Source organism: Ilumatobacter sp., assembly GCF_039969435.1.
Classification (GTDB): Bacteria; Actinomycetota; Acidimicrobiia; order Acidimicrobiales; family Ilumatobacteraceae; genus Ilumatobacter_A.
Genome location: NZ_JBDVNU010000012.1, coordinates 42,453 through 60,689, shown reverse-complemented (window position 1 = coordinate 60,689; position 18,237 = coordinate 42,453). Strand labels below are relative to the sequence as shown.

The 18,237-nt window shown below is 68.3% G+C and carries 15 protein-coding genes; 8 read left to right on the top strand and 7 right to left on the bottom strand.

The window, feature by feature from the left end:
* The coding region (locus tag ABJK40_RS07065; RefSeq protein WP_348510210.1) for an enoyl-CoA hydratase-related protein at positions 1-273 on the bottom strand (273 nt) is incomplete at its 3' end.
* Positions 274-341: 68 nt separating this feature from the next.
* Positions 342-1,280 carry an NADP-dependent oxidoreductase gene (locus ABJK40_RS07060; RefSeq protein WP_348480597.1) on the bottom strand — a complete coding sequence of 313 codons (939 nt, stop codon included), beginning with the start codon at positions 1,278-1,280 and terminating at the stop codon, positions 342-344.
* Positions 1,281-1,350: 70 nt separating this feature from the next.
* Between ABJK40_RS07060 and ABJK40_RS07055 the strand changes: the two genes are divergently transcribed.
* From ABJK40_RS07055 to ABJK40_RS07045, 3 genes are all read left to right on the top strand, one after another.
* Positions 1,351-2,250 (top strand): phytanoyl-CoA dioxygenase family protein, encoded by a 900-nt coding sequence (locus ABJK40_RS07055; RefSeq protein ID WP_348510209.1) that lies wholly within the window; start codon positions 1,351-1,353, stop codon positions 2,248-2,250.
* 7 nt (positions 2,251-2,257) lie between these two features.
* Positions 2,258-2,545, top strand: coding sequence for a hypothetical protein (locus ABJK40_RS07050; RefSeq protein ID WP_348480595.1), 288 nt, complete (start codon positions 2,258-2,260; stop codon positions 2,543-2,545).
* 122 nt (positions 2,546-2,667) lie between these two features.
* Positions 2,668-6,141 carry a hypothetical protein gene (locus tag ABJK40_RS07045; RefSeq protein ID WP_348480594.1) on the top strand — a complete coding sequence of 1,158 codons (3,474 nt, stop codon included), beginning with the start codon at positions 2,668-2,670 and terminating at the stop codon, positions 6,139-6,141.
* A 51-nt stretch (positions 6,142-6,192) separates the two neighbouring features.
* Here ABJK40_RS07045 and ABJK40_RS07040 read toward each other — a convergent pair whose 3' ends face one another.
* A complete protein-coding gene (locus ABJK40_RS07040; RefSeq protein WP_348480593.1) occupies positions 6,193-6,663 on the bottom strand; it encodes a hypothetical protein in 471 nt (156 codons plus the stop codon).
* Positions 6,664-6,865: 202 nt separating this feature from the next.
* Between ABJK40_RS07040 and ABJK40_RS07035 the strand changes: the two genes are divergently transcribed.
* Positions 6,866-8,032 carry a hypothetical protein gene (locus ABJK40_RS07035; RefSeq protein WP_348480592.1) on the top strand — a complete coding sequence of 389 codons (1,167 nt, stop codon included), beginning with the start codon at positions 6,866-6,868 and terminating at the stop codon, positions 8,030-8,032.
* 181 nt (positions 8,033-8,213) lie between these two features.
* Here the strand turns inward: ABJK40_RS07035 and ABJK40_RS07030 are convergent, their stop codons facing one another.
* The 4 genes from ABJK40_RS07030 to ABJK40_RS07015 all read right to left on the bottom strand — a co-directional run bounded on the left by ABJK40_RS07030 (position 8,214) and on the right by ABJK40_RS07015 (position 13,262).
* A complete protein-coding gene (locus ABJK40_RS07030; protein ID WP_348480591.1) occupies positions 8,214-9,872 on the bottom strand; it encodes an amidohydrolase family protein in 1,659 nt (552 codons plus the stop codon).
* A 99-nt stretch (positions 9,873-9,971) separates the two neighbouring features.
* Positions 9,972-11,531: a hypothetical protein gene (locus ABJK40_RS07025; protein WP_348480590.1), complete on the bottom strand. Its 1,560-nt coding sequence runs from the start codon at positions 11,529-11,531 to the stop codon at positions 9,972-9,974.
* Positions 11,532-11,692: 161 nt separating this feature from the next.
* The gene (locus ABJK40_RS07020; RefSeq protein WP_348480589.1) at positions 11,693-12,232 is read right to left on the bottom strand and encodes an ACT domain-containing protein; all 540 of its coding nucleotides are present in this window, start codon (positions 12,230-12,232) and stop codon (positions 11,693-11,695) included.
* Positions 12,233-12,350: 118 nt separating this feature from the next.
* Entirely contained in the window at positions 12,351-13,262 is a 912-nt protein-coding gene (locus ABJK40_RS07015; RefSeq protein ID WP_348480588.1) for a hypothetical protein, read from the bottom strand.
* Between the two features lie 209 nt (positions 13,263-13,471).
* Here ABJK40_RS07015 and ABJK40_RS07010 point away from each other — a divergent pair, with 209 nt between their 5' ends.
* The 4 genes from ABJK40_RS07010 (at position 13,472) to ABJK40_RS06995 (ending at position 18,234) form a co-directional block, all read left to right on the top strand.
* Complete coding sequence (locus tag ABJK40_RS07010; protein ID WP_348480587.1) at positions 13,472-14,890, top strand: ethanolamine ammonia-lyase subunit EutB; 1,419 nt, start codon at positions 13,472-13,474, stop codon at positions 14,888-14,890.
* Between the two features lie 47 nt (positions 14,891-14,937).
* Positions 14,938-15,690 (top strand): ethanolamine ammonia-lyase subunit EutC, encoded by a 753-nt coding sequence (gene eutC, locus ABJK40_RS07005; RefSeq protein WP_348510208.1) that lies wholly within the window; start codon positions 14,938-14,940, stop codon positions 15,688-15,690.
* A 35-nt stretch (positions 15,691-15,725) separates the two neighbouring features.
* Positions 15,726-17,288 carry a N,N-dimethylformamidase beta subunit family domain-containing protein gene (locus ABJK40_RS07000; protein ID WP_348480585.1) on the top strand — a complete coding sequence of 521 codons (1,563 nt, stop codon included), beginning with the start codon at positions 15,726-15,728 and terminating at the stop codon, positions 17,286-17,288.
* A 157-nt stretch (positions 17,289-17,445) separates the two neighbouring features.
* A complete protein-coding gene (locus tag ABJK40_RS06995; RefSeq protein ID WP_348480584.1) occupies positions 17,446-18,234 on the top strand; it encodes an SDR family oxidoreductase in 789 nt (262 codons plus the stop codon).
* Positions 18,235-18,237: the final 3 nt, after the last annotated feature.

Genomic DNA, 18,237 nt, shown 5'->3' with positions numbered 1-18,237 from the left:
CAACAACACCCCCGCCGCAGGCGTCAGACGAGGCACCGGCCGATCCCCGGAACTGCTGCGCTCACCCGCCGCGACCATCACCTGCTTCACGTCGTCACCCGAACAGAAAGCCGGATCGGCACCCGTGATGATCAAACACCTCGCAGTGGTCGACTCGACGGCATCAGCCAGCTCGGCATACGTCGTGTGCGTCAGAGCATTGCGCGCCCCGGGCCGATCGATCGTGATCGTGCCGACATGGCCACTCACGCTGTAGTCGATCTCGTTGTACATCCTGGCCTCCGGCTGCCGTGTGATTGGTTGGTTGGTTCGGTTCGTCATCGGTCGAGCCCGAACGACGGTCAGAACTCGATGACGAGGCGACCGCGCACGCCACCGGTCTCGAGCCGGCGATGCGCTTCGGGTGCGTCATCGGGCGCGAACGTGTCGGCCACGCGAAGGGTCAGCACCCCCTCCTCGACCTGCTGTCGCAACAGGTCGAGCTTCTCGCGTTCCTCGGCGTACTCACGAACCCACACCGGATGGATCTCGATGTCGCGTGGGGCGTCGGCGTCGTAGCCACGAACGGTCGCGAAGCCGCCTCCGTCACACAGTGCGTCGAAGACGAGTTCGTTCTGGACGGCGCCGTCGACGATGCCGTCGACACCGTCGGGGGCGTGTTCACGAATCCGGTCGGCGACGTCGTCGCCTCGGCGCACCACCACGTCGGCGCCGAGTTCGTACACGAGTGCTTCGTCGGCCTCCGACGCGTCGGCGATCACCCGCAACCCGTCGACCTTGGCCAGCTGGACGGCGTATCCACCGAATGCGCCGGCGGCCCCCGTCACGGCCAGGGTCTGACCCGGCGCGAGTCCCAGCAGGTCGAGGGCGAGACGTGCGGTGAGCGCGTTCATCGGCAACGTCGACGCCTCGACATCGGTCGCGCCCGCTGGCACGGCGACCACCGAACCCGCGGGCAACGCCAACCTCTCCGAGTACCCGCCGTGCGAGCCGTTCGGCACGACGATCGCCATCGCACGGTCGCCGACACCCAGTGACGTGTCGGTGTCGGGGCCGATCGCTTCCACGACTCCGGCGACGTCCATCCCCGACACGTACGGAGGCGGCGACTTCCGCTGTTGCTCGGCGCGAGCACCGTTGCGACCGTACGTGTCGGTCGGGTTGACCGCCGCGGCATGGACACGCAGGAGGATCTCCCCGGGTCCGGCGACCGGCTCGGGGAGTTCGACGACCTCGAGTGCCTCGGGGCCGCCGTACGTGATGACGCCGACTGCTCTCATGTGGCGATCATGCCACCGAGCGCATCCGGCAGAGGACCCGGGCCCGCACGACGTCTATGGTCGCGTGGGTATGGTCGATCGGACAGACCCTCGCGAACACCGACTCTCCACCCGGCAGATGGCCGAATTCGTCACGAACGGTGTGCTCCGTTTCGACGGGATCGTCCCGCCCGACCTCAACGAACGAGCGATTCCCGAACTCGAACGGTTGAAGAACGAACGGTTCGCGCCCGACGGTCTGAAGCCACCGCACACCGGCACGCCGCTCGACCGGTGCTACCCCGAGCCGTCGGTCATCGGCGAGTACCTTCGCCTGCCGGCGATCCGCGGGATCATCGAGTCGCTCGTCGGGCCCGACCCGACGTTCGACCACGACTTCACGCACTTCATCGAAGCCGGAGCGACCGACGTCCAGCCCCTCCACGTCGACGCGGTCACCGACTCACCCGACGCCACGTTCGACATCCAACTCTTCTGGTTCTGCAACGACGTCGAGCCGGGCGAAGGCGGCACGCGGTACCTCCCGGGCAGCCACCTGCGCCGGGTCCGCTCGTCGGGACTCGATCGCTACCAGCACATCACTGGCGAGCAGCAGGTCGCGTGCGCGGCCGGCACGGTGTTCGTGTTCCACCACGGCCTGTGGCACGCCGGCCAGCCGAATCCCGGGCCGAACGATCGGTGGATGCACAAGGTGCGGCTCAATCCGACCCGACCCCAGGTGCGGCTGTGGGACACGAGCGATCTCGACGAGGTCCAGAACCTGCCGACCGATCACGTGTTCGCGCGAATGGACCACGGCACGATCGCCGACACGTTGCGTACGTTCCAGCCCTGGCTGAGCGTCACCGAGTACCGCAACGAACAGATGCAGCGGGTGGCGCTCTGGCGATACCTGTCCGGTGACGAGCGGTACGACGTCGACCACTACCGGACGCGCCTCGAACAGCGCTCGGCGCTCGTCGTCCGATGAGGTCGCGGTGAGTTCGGCGAGCGTCGAACGACAGCAGGTGTTGTACCTCTGGATGCAGGGGTCAGCACTCGACTCACACGTGATCGGGTGGGCATTCCACGACGGAACCGCCGGCGCAGGGCCATCGATCCCCGCCGGTGACCCGCCGTACCCGACGGGCGTTGCATCGCTCCTCGACGGGTGGATGCTGCTGCAGTCGAGCCCACTCACACCACTCGGCGTCGGCCAGGAGCACGTGAACTCCTACCTCGAGCACGAGTTCGTGTTCGAACGTCGGGTCCGGCTCGGAACCTGACCCCGACCCGGTGACGTCCGTCCCGGGCGGATGTCACCGACCCGGCCGGTCGGTGCGGAGTGGGACGGCTTCTGAACACACCGTTCACGCTCGGTTCACGCACGACCCTCAGGCTCGGTTGGATGGACATCGAACCGAACTCCCACTCGATCGCCCGGCGCATCGTCGCTCTCGTGCTCCTTGTCTCCTCCACGGTCGTCGTGCTGACCGCGGGGTCGGCACCGGCGCAGGCCGGTGGAGCCGACGGGCTCGGTCTCGGCTTCGACCACACGTGCGCGATCCTCGTCGACCGGTCGATCGAGTGCTTCGGACGCAACGACCGGAGCCAACTCGGTGCAGGAGCCGAGTCCTACAACGAGGGCCCTGTCCCCGTCACCGGTTTCGGCAACGCCGAGATCGTGAAAGCGGGAGACGGCACCACGTGTGCGGTCAAGACCGATGGGACACTGTGGTGCTGGGGCGCCAGTGCAACGCTCCCGTTCAACGACAGCGGTCCTGTCGAACGCGCCGCACCGGAGTTGATCGAGGAACTGACCGATGTGATCTCGCTCGACATCTACCGCACCCACGGCTGCGCGGTCGTGGAGGACGGTCGGGCATTCTGCTGGGGTGACAGTTCGAGTGGTCAGGCCGGACCGACCCTCGGAGATCAACACCGGTTCCCGAGCCAGATCCCGGGCGTCGACAACGCCATCGAGGTCGACACCGGAGAATTCGGCACGTGCCTGCTGCTCGACGACGCAACCGTCGAGTGCATGGGGAGCACCTTCACCGGGCACTTCGGGCCCGCCGTGCCCGGGGGCATCTACGACACCCCGCAGCCATCGGGCCTCACGAATGTCGCCGAGATCGCTCTCGGAGCATCTGCGAGCTGTTTCCGTGACCTCGGCGGTCAGGTCCGGTGCTACGGATTCAGTTCCGTCCGCGGCGCATCGGGCCCGGCGGGGACGCCCGTCGAGAACCTCACCGATGCGGTACAGATCACCATGGGCACCGGCCACGCGTGCGCGCTGCGGGCCACCGGTCAGGTCAGCTGCTGGGGCGACGGCCCGGCGGCAGGAGCCGCGCTCGGAAATCTCGCCACACCCGTCGACGTCCCCGGTGCATCGGACGCCACCTCCGTGGAAGCCGTCGGGTCACGCACCTGCTTCACGACCACCGCCGGTCTCGTCAAGTGTCTCGGCAGCGATCCGCTCCTCGAAGACCTGACCAAGGTGCCGTCGCCCACCCAGGTCGCCGGGATCGAAGCCTCCCAGGTGGTCGTCGGGAACCGCAACACGTGTGCCGTCCTCGTGGACGCGTCGCCGGTGTGCTGGGGCGGCAACGACGCCGGACAACTGAGCGTGTTCACCGGATCGATCGACCTCGGCCCGACGACGGTGCCGGGGCTCCCGTCCTCGGCGTCCGGGGTCTCCGTCGGTTCGGCAGGTCCATGCGCGCTCGGGACGGGAGCGACCCAGCTCACCTGTCGAGAAGGCGCTGCCACGACGACCTACGGGACGTACTCGGCGACCCCGGCGTCGTTCGACATCGGCAACGAACCCGGCAACGGCAACGAACCGACCGACAGCCGCTGCGCGATCGTCGGTTCGAAGATCAGGTGCCTCGGTCAGAACGAGAACGGTCAGCTCGGCAACGGTTCCACCACCAACACGACCGTGTTGGTCGAGGCGCAGTTCCCTCCCGGGACGCCGCAACCACTCGAGATCCGGGCGTCGTCACGCCATACGTGTTCACGCCACGCCGGCGGCACGGTCTTCTGTTGGGGAGTCAACGGCCTGGGCCAGTTGGGCGACGGGACCACGATCAACCGCCTGACTCCGGTCCAGGTCACCGGGCTTCCGGGCGGCGCCGTCTCGATCGACATCGGCACCGACACGACGTGTGCAGCGATGCAGAACGGCGAGGTGTGGTGCTGGGGCAGCGACTACCTCGGTCTACGCGGTGTCGGGAACGCCTCGCCGACCCTCGCTGCGCAGAAGGTGGTCGACAGCGCCGGTGCCGTCGACGTCGCCGTCGGCGCCGTGAACGCGTGCTACCTCCAGATCGACGGCGACGTCTTCTGCTGGGGAGACTTGGAGTCGGGTGGTCGCGGGGTCGGCACCGGTGCATTCGCGAACCCTGCACCACCCGGACTCGCCCGGGCCTTTCCCAGCCAGATCCCCGGGTTCGACGCGATCGAGCTCGATGCCTTCGGCGCCGGCGGCACCTCCCAGACCACGATCTGCGCGATCCGCGACGACGACTCGGTCTGGTGCTGGGGAACGAATTCGACGTCGCAGACCGGCATTCTGATCGACCGCGAGACGCCACAGCTCGTCGACCTCGGCGGGCCCGTCTCGACGACCACCACCACCACGACCACCACGACCACGACCACCACGACCACGACCACGACTCCGCCGGGTTCGTCGGTCCCACCGACGGGCACGCCGAACGCGTTCGTGTCGTTGGAGCCGGCGCGGGTGTTGGAGACGCGCCGCGGGCCTGACCTGACGACGATCGACGGTCGATTCGAAGGTGGTGGTCGGATCGCAGCCGACAGCACGGTGGAGGTCGACGTGCTCGGGCGGGCGGGCGTACCCGACGGCGGCGTGTCGGGAGTGGTGATCAACGTGACGGCGGTGAGCCCGTCGGCGCGCGGGTACGTGACGGTCTTCCCGTGCGGGGCGCAACCGAATGCGTCGTCGCTGAACTACGCCACGGCGGGCGTGGTCGTCGGAAACGAACTGGTCGCGAAGGTGAGCGCTGCCGGGACGGTGTGCGCCTACAGCTTCGCCGAGACGCACCTGACGATCGACGTGGTCGGATACGTTCCCGCCTCGTCATCGGTGACGTCCTCGAGCCCGGCGCGCATCCTCGACACCCGCGTCCGGAACGGTCAGGGGACGGTCGACGATCGCTTCGCAGGTGAAGGTCGACTCGCAGCCCGTTCCACACTCGTGCTCGATGTCGCCGGCCGCGGTGACGTCCCGCAGTCGGGGGCGGTCTCCGTGGTCATGAACGTGACGGCGATCAACCCGTCCGAACGCGGCTACGTCACCGTCTTCCCCTGCGGCCCTCGGCCGCTGGCGTCGTCGTTGAACTTCGCCGACCAGGGCGCGGTGGTCGGCAACGAGCTCGTGGCCAAGACCAGCCGGGACGGCGAGGTGTGTCTGTTCTCGTCGGCCGAGACGGACCTGACGGTCGACGTCGTCGGATACGTGTCGCCGAACCCGGGCTTCGAATCGTTGGACCCGGCACGCGTCTTCGAGTCCCGAGTCGGCACGGACACCGTCGACGGTCGATTCGTCGGGGGCGGCCGCATCGGTGCCGGGGAGACCGTCGAGGTCGAACTCGCCGGTCGTGGCGGAGTCGATGCGGATGCCGCGGCGGTGGTGATGAACGTGACGGCGATCAACCCCGCCGAACGAGGCTTCCTCACGATCTTCCCGTGCGACAGCCGCCCCATTGCCAGCAGCCTGAACTACATCGGAGCAGGTGCCGTGATCGGCAACGAGGTGATCGCCAAGTTGTCCGACGCGGGGACGGTGTGCGTCTACACGTTCGCCGACACCCACCTCACCATCGACGTCACCGGCTTCGTCGCCACGTGACCCCGGCTCGGGACCGTCGCACGACCCCGCCCCGACTGCGGGCGTCGCTCGTCAGTCGGCGCGCTCGTCGGTCTCGGCGAGGATGTTGCCGATGATGCTCGTGACCGTGTGCGCCGGAAGCGGTTCGCCTCCTTCGGCCTCGGCCACCTCCGCGGCGAACGCCTCGACCGACGGATTGCCTCCGACCAGGACGTGACGGAGCGCCTCGGCGGCTTCCTGCGGATCGTCGAGCGCGTCGATCGCCTGCGCGAGGTGGTCCTCGTCCTCGCCCACGGCATGCACCGCGGACATGGCCTGCGCACGGCCCGACGCCGTGGACACCGCCTCCCCGCGGTCGGGATGCTGATCGGCCTCCCACTCGGCGAGAGCTTCGACGTACCCACCTTCTCCCGGACGGATCACGATGGAGGTGGGTGCGTCGACGACCGTCGCGTCGGCGCCATCCTCCGTGTCGGCGTCGTCCCTGCCGGGTTCCACGGGCACGGTCAATGATCCGTCGTCATGTCGGATGATGTCGCTCATGGCGACGGATCTACCCATTCGCTTCAGATCCAACCCGATCGGAACGCTCGCCTGCGACGAACTCGTCGGAACTTTCGAGCGTGCGGGAACCGGAGGTCGATTCGCGACGTCGAATCGGGACACGGACGCACGCTGCGTGCTCGTCCCACCTCACAGGAGTGAACGAATGAAGCCACACGCGACACCACGATGGGCACGGCTGGTGACCACCACCGCTCTGGTCGGCCTCCTGGCCGCCGGGTGCGGCACCGCCTCCGACTCGAGCGAGCCGGCGTCGACGGCGGCAGCCGTCACGACCGAGGCCAGCGTCGACACGAGCGCTCCGACGGAGCCTGCCGTCGACACCGATGCAGACGCCGACGAACCACGCGTCGTGTCGGGCGAGGAAGGCGCCCTGGCACGACGCGCCTTCGAGGTGCTGGATCGCACGGAGGTCGCGTCGAGCAGCGTCGCCGTCGCCGACTCGTCCATGATGTGCGGAGGCGTCTACGAACCGACCGCGGAGGAGATCGCCGAGACGAACAAGGACAGCGAGGGGCTGATCGAGGCCTTCGACCGGTTCGGCATCGCGTACACGTCCTCGACCGACGACGTCGGCTACCTGAGCGTCGACTACGCCTTCGACGACGTCGTGGCCCGATCGGTGGCGGACAGCTACTGGAGCGCCCGCTACCCGGTCGAGCCGATCCCCCAGGAGGAACTCGATGCGATCGTCGCCCAGAACGACGTCGTGGCCGGTCAGTTCGACGCCGCCGGCCTCGACTACGAGCGTGTCACCGACGAGTCCGGATACGAGTCGGTCGTGTACGACTACGAGGATCCGGCCGCTCAGGCCGCGGTGGACGCTGCGTGGCTGATCATCTCACCACCGCAACCGCCGACCGCCGAGCAGCTCACCCAGCAGAACGCCGACAACGAGAAGCTCACGGCTGCGTTCGACGCTGCCGGCCTCGAGTACGAACTCGTGACCGACGAGCTCGGCTGGGCCTGGGTCGAGTGGGACGACTCGAACCCGGACACGGCACAGGCCGTCGCCGACGTCTTCGACGAGCTCTACCCGCCGGTCGCCATCGATCCGGTGATGGAGTGCGAGGTGGTCGGTGAGCCCGTTCCGATCGACCTTCCGACCATCGATGTCGAGCCCGTCGAGCCCGTCGAGGAGATCGTGGAGGCGCCGGTGGACAACGGGCCCACGCCCGAGCAGATCGCAGCGAGTTCGGCCGCCGTCGACGCGATGGTCGCGGGGTTCACCGAGGCCGCGGTCGAGTTCGACGTGGTGGGTGAGTCACCCTGGCAGTCCGTCATGTTCGACCTCGACGACGACGCATCGGTGCAGGTGATCGCCGGAGTCCGCGCCGGGCGTGGCTGACACGGGCGGCGTCGGGCGGATGGAACCGCCCGACACCGACGCCGAACTGTTCACCTGCGAGCAGCAGGACTGCCGGGCCGATCACACTCCGTCGATGGGTCGCGACGTCGACGGAGGCGAAATCTTGCGGATCGACGCCGCTCAGCGCCGTCGATCCGTACGAGAACCTGCCCGAGGCCGATCAGTGGGAGGAACGGAGCACCGAACCGGGGCGGGCGCCGGTGTGTCGGTCGTTCTCGAGGATGACCTCGCCGTTGCAGATGGTCGCCGCGTAGCCCGTTGCGGTCTGGACGAGACGGCCACCTCCGTTCGGGAAGTCGTGGACGTAGGACGGGAGTGACTCGGCGAGGTTGTCCATGTCGATGACGTTCACGTCGGCACGCTGACCCGGCGCGATCACGCCGCGATCGTCCAGACCGACGACCCGGGCGGGTGCCGACGTCATCCGGCGCACCGCCTCGGCCATGCTCATCGCCTTGCGTTCACGGGCCCAGTAGCGCAGCGTGAAGGTGGTCCACCCCGCGTCCATCACCTGGCCGACGTGGGCACCGGCGTCACCGAGGCCCGGCAGCACATGGTCGGAGGTGATCAGCGACTCGATGGCGTCGAGGTTGCGGTTGAAGTAGCGCACGGTGAACAACGCCGTACCGTCCGTTTCGCGCTCGATGCGCAGGAACGTCTCGACGGGATGTTCTCCCGCTGCATCGGCGAGATCCTGCAGGCTGTGGCCGGGTCCGTCGGCGTAGCGCGGAACACCGTCGCCCATCGGGAAGATCTCCGAGGCGGGGGTGTTCGTGCCCTTGGCCTTGACGTGGTCGACGAGTTCGGTGACGAAGGCGTCGTCGTGGATCGCGGCCAGACGATCCTCGAACGACATCGAGTGGAGCACCTTCCACGGTCCACCCCGGAAGTAGAACTCGTTGACGAGGCCCATCACGAGACCCGACGGACGGGGGATGCACAGTGCGGTCACGTCGAGCCCGTCGTCGTTCAGCCGATCCACGATCTCGGCCATCCGCTTGCCCGAGTCGGGATGCTCGCTCACCCCGGTGCTGAACAGCACACGTCCTCCTGCAGCCTCTGCCTGCTTGCGGATCAGGTCGATCTCACCGGAGAGGTCGCCGCCGAAGTTCGGGACGTTCTGGGTGAGTCCGTTCGGCCCCAGCGCCTTGGCGACGGCGACCATCTCCTCGTGCGGGGCGTTGGTGCCCGGCACGTAGCGACCGTCGGGCAGGAAGTGCAGCAGGATCCGCGACGTGGAGAACCCGACCGCTCCCTGGCTGACGGCTTCGGCCGCCAGTTCGGCGATCTGTCCCAGTTCCGATTCGGTCGGCGCTTCACCGACGGCGCGCTCGCCCATCACGTACGGACGGATCGCGCAGTGGCCGACGAGGCCCATCACGTTGATCGCCGGGTCGAGGCCGTCGAGCGCATCGAGGTACTCGCCGTAGCTCTCCCACGTCCACGGGAGTCCGCCGAGGATCGCCTGGGCCGGGATGTCCTCGACGCTCTCCATCATGTTGGCGAGCATCTCGCGGTCCTCGGGCTTGCAGGGCGCGAAGGTGACGCCGCAGTTGCCCAGCAGTGCGGTGGTGACGCCGTGGTTGCTCGAAGGCGTGAGCAGCGGATCCCATCCGATCTGCGCGTCGAGGTGGCTGTGGATGTCGACGAAGCCGGGCGTGACGGTCTTGCCGGTCGCATCGATCTCGCGGGTGCCTTCGTCCTCGATCCTGCCGACCGTGGTGATCGTGTCGCCGGTGATCCCGACGTCGGCCGAGATCGGCGCTCCTCCGGTTCCGTCGAGGACGGTGCCGTTGCGGATGACGATGTCGTGGGTCATGGGATCTCCGAGGGTCGAGTGGGACGACGCGTGCGCCGCCCGGGTGACCTCGAAACTACGCACCGCCACCGGGACGGCGAGAACCGGACGACGCTCGAATCAGAGCGGCGACGCGTCACACGTCACGGAACGGCGGCCGAGATCTCGCCATCCCTCCAGGTTCGGGAAGACTCCCGACAGTGTGGCGACGTCGACGAGGTCGGCCAGCCCGGACTCGGCGAGGACCTGCGGGCACCGTTCGCCACGGATCGCTCGGAGCGGATCCTCCCCTGGATACGGACCATCCTCGACGACGAACTGGCCGATCTGCAACAGCGCATCGGGAGCGTCGCACGGGACGACGGTCCCCAGTTCGAACGAATCCGGCGGGTTGACGAAACAGGTTCCCGGATCCAGCTCGCTGACGACGCGGAGGTCACCGAGGGCGGCATCGAAGCCGACATCGGAGATCGCCGCGGAGAGCCCGCTCGCCGAGCTCACGAGGACGAAACAGTCGACGTCACCGACGATCGGTTCGCCGAGCTCGGCTTCGGCGTCGAAGGTGACTCCGACTCCGGGCTGTGACAGGTCGCGGCCGCCGAGGTAGTCGCTCACCAGCGGCGAACAGGCGGCGGTGAGCAGAGCGACGGCTTCGTCGTAGTCCGCGGGCAGGATCTCGGCGGGAGCTTCCACCGGCCCGACGAACTCCATGTCGTGAGGTTGGTCGCACTCGGTCTCCTCGTACGACCCGCCCTCGATCTTGGTCGCACAGAACGCATCTCCTCCTTCCTCGAAATCGCTGCTGCGATACGACGTGCAGATGAGGTCTCGAATCCCTCGCTCCTCCCATTCGAAGGCCAACGGGTAGATGAAGCTCACGGTGTCACCGCTGAGTTCGAAATCGGCGGCGCCTGCCACGTCACCGCACACGCGATCGCCGATCTCGACGACCGCATCCTCGCCCGGGTAGTCGTCGGTGTCGACGTCCGACGAAGCGATGCCCACCACCATCTCCGCGTACTGCTCCTCGCAGTCGGCCACCCGGCCGATGTCGAAGGAGTCCTCGTCCTCGTCGACGAACAAGAAGCAGTTGCCGGGCACGATGTCGCCCACGATCACGTTGTCGCCGAGCGAAACTTCGAGCGAGACGTCACGGAGCGACGCCGTGAGAGTGCCCTCGGCAGTCACCTCGGCCCAACACTCGACATCCGCGGCGAACGTGGCACCGGGCTGGTCGGTGGTGGTGGCACCCACCTCGAAACCGAACTGGTTGGCGTCGCGGCCGGTCAACTCGACCACCGCATCGACACAGTGCGCTCGCAGCGCATCGTCGAACTCCTCTTCGTCGGTGGGCGACACGCCGTCGGGCGGGCCGACGAGCGCAGCGAACTCGGCATCGTGCGGCTCGTCGCAACTCACTTCCGAGTAGGCGCCGTCGTCTTCGACGGCGCACCGGGGAGCGACCTCGTCTTCCTCCGGCGTCGTCTCGACCGGAGTCTCAGCGGGCTCCGTGGTCTCGGGAGCCTCGGTGGATCCGGGCGCCTCGTCGGCGACGTCCTCGACCGATGCGTCCGGGGGGTCGTCGACCTCGTCGGACTGCGACGGCGAACTGCCTCCACCGCATGCGGCGAGAACGGCGACCACCGCGATGCCGAGAGCCGTGACACGAAGATTGCTCATGTTGCGCACCCTCGTCGAGAGGCGTGAACCGGGCGTGAACCGACACGACCCCACCCACCGACTCCCGTGCGACATCCATCCGGTGTCAGACACCCGTTGACAGGTCGGCGCCGAGAATCCATCCGGTGTCTGACACCGGTTGACAGACCGTGGGTCGGGCGTCAGTCGGGCGCGTCGTCACCCGTCAGGTCGTCGACGACGAGGGCGATCCCCGAGCTCTCGGCGACCGACCCGATCGCATCGAGCACCGCATCGATGTCCGCACCGACCGGTACGGCCAACCGGACCGTGATCTCGAATCGTCTGGTGTCGCCCTCACCGGGAAGGTCGGTCACCGTGCCGAGACGCGAGATGCTCACGCCCAGAGCGGTGAGCGCCGAGGAGATCTCGTGGACGACGCCCGGCCGGTCGTCACCGGTGAGACGTAGACGCACCTCGTCGGCGCCGGGCGTGGCGGTCGGCTCCTCGACCTGTTGGGCCGTCACGTGCAGACCTTGCTCGCGCAGGACCAACAGATTGGTGAGGAGTTCGTCGACACGGTCGTCGCCGACCTCGACCACGACGACACCTGCGAACGTTCCCGCGATCTCGGCGAGCTCGCTGCGCTTCCAGTTGCCGTCGTGGAACTGGACGACGTCGGCCAGTGAGGAAACGACCCCCGCCCGGTCGCGCCCGATGATGGTCAACACCAACTCGATCATCGCGCCACTATGACACGCCCTGCGAGATCACGATCACGTCGGACATCGCTCCGGCCGCTGCACCCCGCCTGCGCTCGTCGAACCGGGCGCTCCCCGGCATCAGGCGACCTCGGCGCGGTCACCCGAGGACGACGATCGTGGAACGGTCGAGGACACGACCGGTGAACACACCACGGATCGTGAGCGTGTTGTCGTCCGGTTGGTCCACCGTCCAGGTGAGATCGACGTCGAGACACAGTGCGTCGTCGTTCACGCCGAGGACCGTGACCTGACCCGTCGGGTCGTTCAGATACGTGTTGGTGTCGGCGTCGAACGCGGACAGATCCATGCCCACGGTGGGTAGCGGGATGCTGAGACCCTGCACCTCGCCGTACGTCACGACGTCACCCGCTGCGAACGGCACACCCGTCGGCGGGTAGATCGACACGAGCCCACGCAGGGTGTCCGGAGTCGTGGGATCGAACTGGAAGAACACGGCGCCGTCACCTTCGATCTCCGAGTCACCGAACACGAGCGAGTACCCGAGCAGATCGGTGGCTGCTGCGAGCGTCGCCCGCTCCGTCGCGTCGACGGCACCATCGGGGTTCGGGACGATCGGAATGGGAACGGCGACCGCGTCGACGACCGTGAACGCGTCGGATCCGAGCGGCGACGATCCGATTCGCTGCGCCACCACCGTCACCGGAGGGGCGACGCACTCGGCGGGCAGTCCTGCTCCCGCCGTCTCGGCGGACGCCGTGTCGGGGACCGCGGTGTCGGGGATGGCGGTGTCGGGCACCGCGGTGTAGGGGACCGCGGTGTCGGCGGCGGTGTCAGCGGCCGCCGTGTCGGGAGCGACGGTGGCCGCCGTGTCGGGAGCGACGGTGTCGGGGGCCGCGGTGTCGATCGTCTCGGGTTCGGTCGTGGAGGTCGAGGTGGCGGCGTCACTCGGAGCGACGTCCTCGGACTGCACGGTGGCGTCGTCGGCGCCACCACACGCGGCCGTGACGAGCAGAGCAGCGATACCGAGTGCAATCAGGCGACGTCCCATGGAAAACGGTACATCTCCGTCGACTCCCGATCGTCCGATGTACCGAACACGACGCACGTGCGGCCTCGTGTGCGACAAGATCGTGTCGACATGGCACACCGGACACACCCTCGCAGACCCGCCGCCCGGCCGTCCGCTGCCCGACCGAGCACGCACCGATGCTCGTGCGGATCGCCCACGGCGACATCGCGCGACGGGCGGATCAGCGCATGACGTGGTCCGAGACGGTCGGAGGAGAGCGGTTCACGTTCGCCACACTCGCCGAGTTGACGGCCAAGGCGAGCGAGCCGAAGTCGGGTGACCGACTCGCCGGACTGGCTGCGACGTCGAACCGCGAACGGATCGCCGCGAAGTACGTGCTGGCCGGGGTCCGCGTTTCGGAGATCGTCGACGACCCGATGGTCGACGACGAGGTGACGGGCGCGCTGCTCGGCGCGATCGACCGCACGGCGATGCAGGCCTCGATCGGCTCGTTCGCGATCGGCGAACTCCGCGAACACGTTCTCTCCCCCGGCTTCGCCGACCAGTGGACCTCCGAGGGACTGGCTGCGCTGATCCTGCCCGAGGTCGCAGCCGCCGTCACGAGCCTCATGAGCGACCTCGACCTCGTCAGTGCCGCGGCCTCGCTGCGTGTGACGACTCGATGCCGGAGCACCATCGGTGGCCCGGGCGTGCTCGGCGTGCGGATCCAACCGAACCACCCGACCGACGACCTCGCAGGCGTCGTGCTGTCCACGATCGACGGCCTCCTGTTCGGTGCCGGCGACGCCGTCATCGGCATCAACCCGGCGATCGAGTCCGTCGACACCGTCGCCGCGTTGGCGACGATGCTCGGTGATCTCATCGACGCGTGGGATGTACCGACCCAGGGCTGCGTGCTCGCGCACGTCACCACGAAGATCGCCGCACTGGAGCGAGGCGCGCCGATCGACCTGCTGTTCCAGTCGGTTGCAGGAACCGAAGAGGCGAACCGGTCGTTCGGGATCGACCTCGCGATGCTGAGCGAGGCCTGCGACGCAGTGCGCGAGCAGCACCGCTCGCGCCCCGGGTCGTACGCGGGCGAACAATTCACGTACTTCGAGACCGGGCAGGGCTCGGCGCTGTCCGCCGGCGCGCACCACGGGATGGGTCAGCTCGTGTGCGAGGCGCGAGCGCAGGGGGTGGCCCGCCTGTTCGACCCGTTCCTCGTGAACTCGGTGGTCGGCTTCATCGGCCCCGAGTACCTCGCCGATGCACGCCAGATCACCCGCGCCGGGTTGGAGGACCACTTCATGGGCAAGTTGATGGGGCTGCCGATGGGGGTCGACGTCTGTTACACGAACCACGTCGACGCCGACCAGAACAGCAACGACGACCTGCTCGTCCTGCTGGCCGCCGCCGGAGTGAACTTCGTGATGGGCGTCCCGGCGGGCGACGACGTGATGCTCAACTACCAGTCGACCAGCTACCACGACGTGGCCACGACCCGTCACCTGCTCGGATTGCAACCCGCACCCGAGTTCGCGGCATGGTTGGAAGGCCGCGGGTTGTGGGGCGGCGGCCGCCTGCAACAGAGCGTCGATCGCACCACCGAACTCGATCGCCTGTACTCACTGGTCGCACCGGGCCTGCCGTCGGGCGTCCGATGAGTGACGGCGACCCCTCGCACCGCCTCCCTGCCCGACCGGCGGGACTCGTGTCCAGAGCGGACGCGCGGCTCACCGCTCGCGAGGTCACTCGTGCGCGGATCTTCCTCGACGGGCCGGGCACGTCGTACTCGACCGCAGATCTCCTGCGACTCCGGGCAGATCACGCTGCGGCCCAGGACGCCGTGCACGCGGAACTGACTCTCGACGATCCTGCGCTTCGCCGACTCGTCGCCGAGTTCGGCCTGTTCGGCGTGTCCACCCGGGCGACGTCACGGGCCGACTACCTCGCCGACCCGGAAAGCGGGCGGTCGCTCGACGACGACGCACGCGAGAAGGTCGCCCGGTGGTTCGCGACAGGGACCGATCTCCAGGTCGTCCTCGGCGACGGACTGTCACCGCAGGCGGTCGCCCGATACGGCCCAGAGATGCTGGAGTCGCTGCACGAAGCGGCGGACCGGCGAGGCTGGAACGTCGGACTGCCGTTCCTCGTGTCACGGTGCCGGGTCGGTGTGCTCAACGACGTGGGCGACCTCCTCCGGCCGGCCATCGTCGTGCTGTTGATCGGCGAGCGGCCGGGCCTCCAGACGGCAGAGAGCATGTCGGCGTACATGGCGTACCGCCCCGAATCCGGCCACACCGACGCCGACCGCAACCTCGTGTGCAACATCCACGAGACCGGCACCGCTCCCGTCGACGCCGCCCGCCGTGTGATCGCCCTGGCCGAGCAGATGTTCGCAACCGGCACGAGCGGAGTCGCGCTGAAGGAGCAGGTCGTGCCTCCGGATCGGCTCCACCCGTAGACGCCACCGACCACGCACATCACTACGGTGCGGACGTGGACGACCAGACGTTTCATGACGCGATCGAGGGCTACTGCGCGCAACAGAGCTACCGCGCGGGCGAGACGGTCCGGGTCCACGTGTCGACCCATGCCCCCACCTTCGACGTGCGCGTCGAGCGGTGGGGAGCCGAGCGCGAGGAGGTCTGGTCGACGTCGGCGGTCGAGGGCGTGTTCCATCCACCACCCGTCGACGCCGACTCCGACGGATGCGGGTGGCCGGCCGCCGTCGAACTCGTCGTCGACCCGGCATGGAGATCCGGCTTCCACCTCGTCACGTTGACCGCACACGGCGTCCCCGACGACCGGAGCGTCGCTCACGCATGCTTCGTCGTCCGAGGACCCGAACTCGTGGAGGACCGCCGTTCGATCCTGTACGTGCTGCCCACCAACACCTGGAACGCCTACAACACCTGGGGCGGCAGGAGCCTGTACACCGGAGGCTCGAAGGTGTCGTTCGCACGGCCGTTCGGCCGTGGCATGTTGTCGCGACCCGAGGTCGAGCGCGACGACCGCAAGGCCCGCCCGGTCCGGTTCCGCGAGACACCCGATGTCGACGGCGAGATCTTCCAGCGCTACCGCACGGAGCACCACTATCCGTCGGCGATCGGTTCGACGGGGTGGTTCACGCACGGCCGACGATTCGTGGAGTGGGCGGAGGGCGCCGGTCACGCCTTCGACTACGCCGTCACCTCCGACCTCGACACCGACCCAGGGGCCCTCGACGGATACGGCCTGGTCCTGCTGGTCGGTCACGACGAGTACTGGTCGGCGCCCGCTCGTTCCGCCCTCGAACGCCACGTGACAGCCGGTGGCAACCTGGCGTCGTTCTCGGGGAACACGATGTTCTGGCAGGTCCGACTCGAGGACGGTGAGCGCGGCCCGTCGATGGTCTGCCACAAGTACCGCGCCCACCTCGACGACCCGGTGATGGGCACCGACGACGAACGCGCGATGAGCGGGATGTGGGCCGACCCGGTCGTCGCCCGGCCGGAATGGATGCTGCTCGGTGGCGGCTCGGCGTTCGGTCTGTACCACCGCTTCGGGAACGCGACCGCTCGGGGCGTCGGAGGCTTCGTGGTGTACCGCGGCGATCACTGGCTGCTCGCCGGCACCGACCTCCGGTACGGCGACGTGCTCGGACGCGACGACGGGGTGGTCGGCTACGAGACGCTCGGTTGCCCGGTCGCCTTCGACGAGTCCAACCTCCCGGTCGTCGCCCAGCAGGCCGATCTGGCGGCCCTGCCCGCCGACTGCGAGGTCGTCGCGATGACGCCGTCGAGCAACCTCGGCGTCGGCGACTACCCCACGTCGATCGCTGCGCTCAGCGACCAGGGCGACCTGGAGTTCATCGCCGAACGGATCTTCGGTGGGAGGGACGAGACCGCCCGGGCCCGCGCCCGCTTCGGCAACGCCGTGATGCTGACGTGTCGACCGTTCGGCACCGGTGCGGGCGAGGTCGTCACGGTCGGCACGACCGACTGGGTCTTCGGGCTGGCGCAGGATCGGAACGTCGCACGGGTGACGGCGAACGTGCTCGACCGCCTCTCCGCGGACTGATCCCCACCAGCACCGCCGGATCCGATCACACGCTCACCCGTGTGCCCGCCGTCGACCGGTGAACCATCGGCGCCGGTGGGTGTCCGACGAAGCCACCCGTCTAGTTTCGATCGACGTACGCCAGGACCGGCCGGGCCGACAGATCGGGGACGACAGCATGAAGATCGAACAGGGAACGACCGCTGCGGTGGTGACGGGTGGAGCATCGGGCCTCGGCCGTGCCAGCGCGTATGCGCTCGCGGCGGCGGGAGCGAAGGTGACCGTGTTCGACATCAACGAGGATGGAGGCCGTGCCGTCGCAGCCGACATCGACGGACTCTTCTGCAAGGTGAACATCCTCGACGAGGAGAGCGTGGTCGACGGGTTCGCCGAGGCACGTGAGGCCTACGGCCAGGAGCGCGTGCTCGTCCACTGCGCCATGGCGGCCAAGGGTGGCAAGACCGTGGGCCAGGACCGCGAGAGCGGCGGCTGGAAACGCCTCTCGACCGAGGACTTCGCGTTCGCCGCGCAGGGCATCCTGGTGGCCAGCTACCGGATGGCCTCACTGTCCGCGCTCGGCATGATCGAGAACCTGGAACCGCTCGACGACAACGAGCGTGGCGTCATCACGCTCACCGCATCAGTGGCCGCCCAGGATGCCCAGGTGGGCCAGGTCGCCTACGGCTCGTGCAAGGCGGGCGTCAACGGACTCGTGCTCCCGATCGCACGCGACCTCATGAACGAAGGCGTGCGCATCAACTCGATCATGCCCGGCATCTTCGCCACGCCACCGATGCTCGGCGTGCCCGAGAAGGTGCTCGAGAACCTCAGCGCATCGGTCCCGTTCCCGAAGCGCCTGGGGAACCCGGACGAGTTCGGCTCGCTGGTGCTCGAACTCGTCCGCAACACCTACTTCAACGGGCAGAACATCCGCCTCGACGGCGCGATCCGCATGCCCCCGCGCTGACGT

Excerpts from the sequence above, each read along its gene's own strand:
- ABJK40_RS07060 (WP_348480597.1), bottom strand. The coding sequence starts at position 1,280 with ATGAGAGCAGTCGGCGTCATCACGTACGGCGGCCCCGAGGCACTCGAG.
- ABJK40_RS07040 (WP_348480593.1), bottom strand. The coding sequence starts at position 6,663 with ATGAGCGACATCATCCGACATGACGACGGATCATTGACCGTGCCCGTG.
- ABJK40_RS07020 (WP_348480589.1), bottom strand. The coding sequence starts at position 12,232 with ATGATCGAGTTGGTGTTGACCATCATCGGGCGCGACCGGGCGGGGGTC.
- ABJK40_RS07025 (WP_348480590.1), bottom strand. The coding sequence starts at position 11,531 with ATGAGCAATCTTCGTGTCACGGCTCTCGGCATCGCGGTGGTCGCCGTT.
- ABJK40_RS07010 (WP_348480587.1), top strand. The coding sequence starts at position 13,472 with ATGACGTGGTCCGAGACGGTCGGAGGAGAGCGGTTCACGTTCGCCACA.
- ABJK40_RS06995 (WP_348480584.1), top strand. The coding sequence starts at position 17,446 with ATGAAGATCGAACAGGGAACGACCGCTGCGGTGGTGACGGGTGGAGCA.
- ABJK40_RS07030 (WP_348480591.1), bottom strand. The coding sequence starts at position 9,872 with ATGACCCACGACATCGTCATCCGCAACGGCACCGTCCTCGACGGAACC.
- ABJK40_RS07045 (WP_348480594.1), top strand. The coding sequence starts at position 2,668 with ATGGACATCGAACCGAACTCCCACTCGATCGCCCGGCGCATCGTCGCT.
- ABJK40_RS07055 (WP_348510209.1), top strand. The coding sequence starts at position 1,351 with ATGGTCGATCGGACAGACCCTCGCGAACACCGACTCTCCACCCGGCAG.
- ABJK40_RS07015 (WP_348480588.1), bottom strand. The coding sequence starts at position 13,262 with ATGGGACGTCGCCTGATTGCACTCGGTATCGCTGCTCTGCTCGTCACG.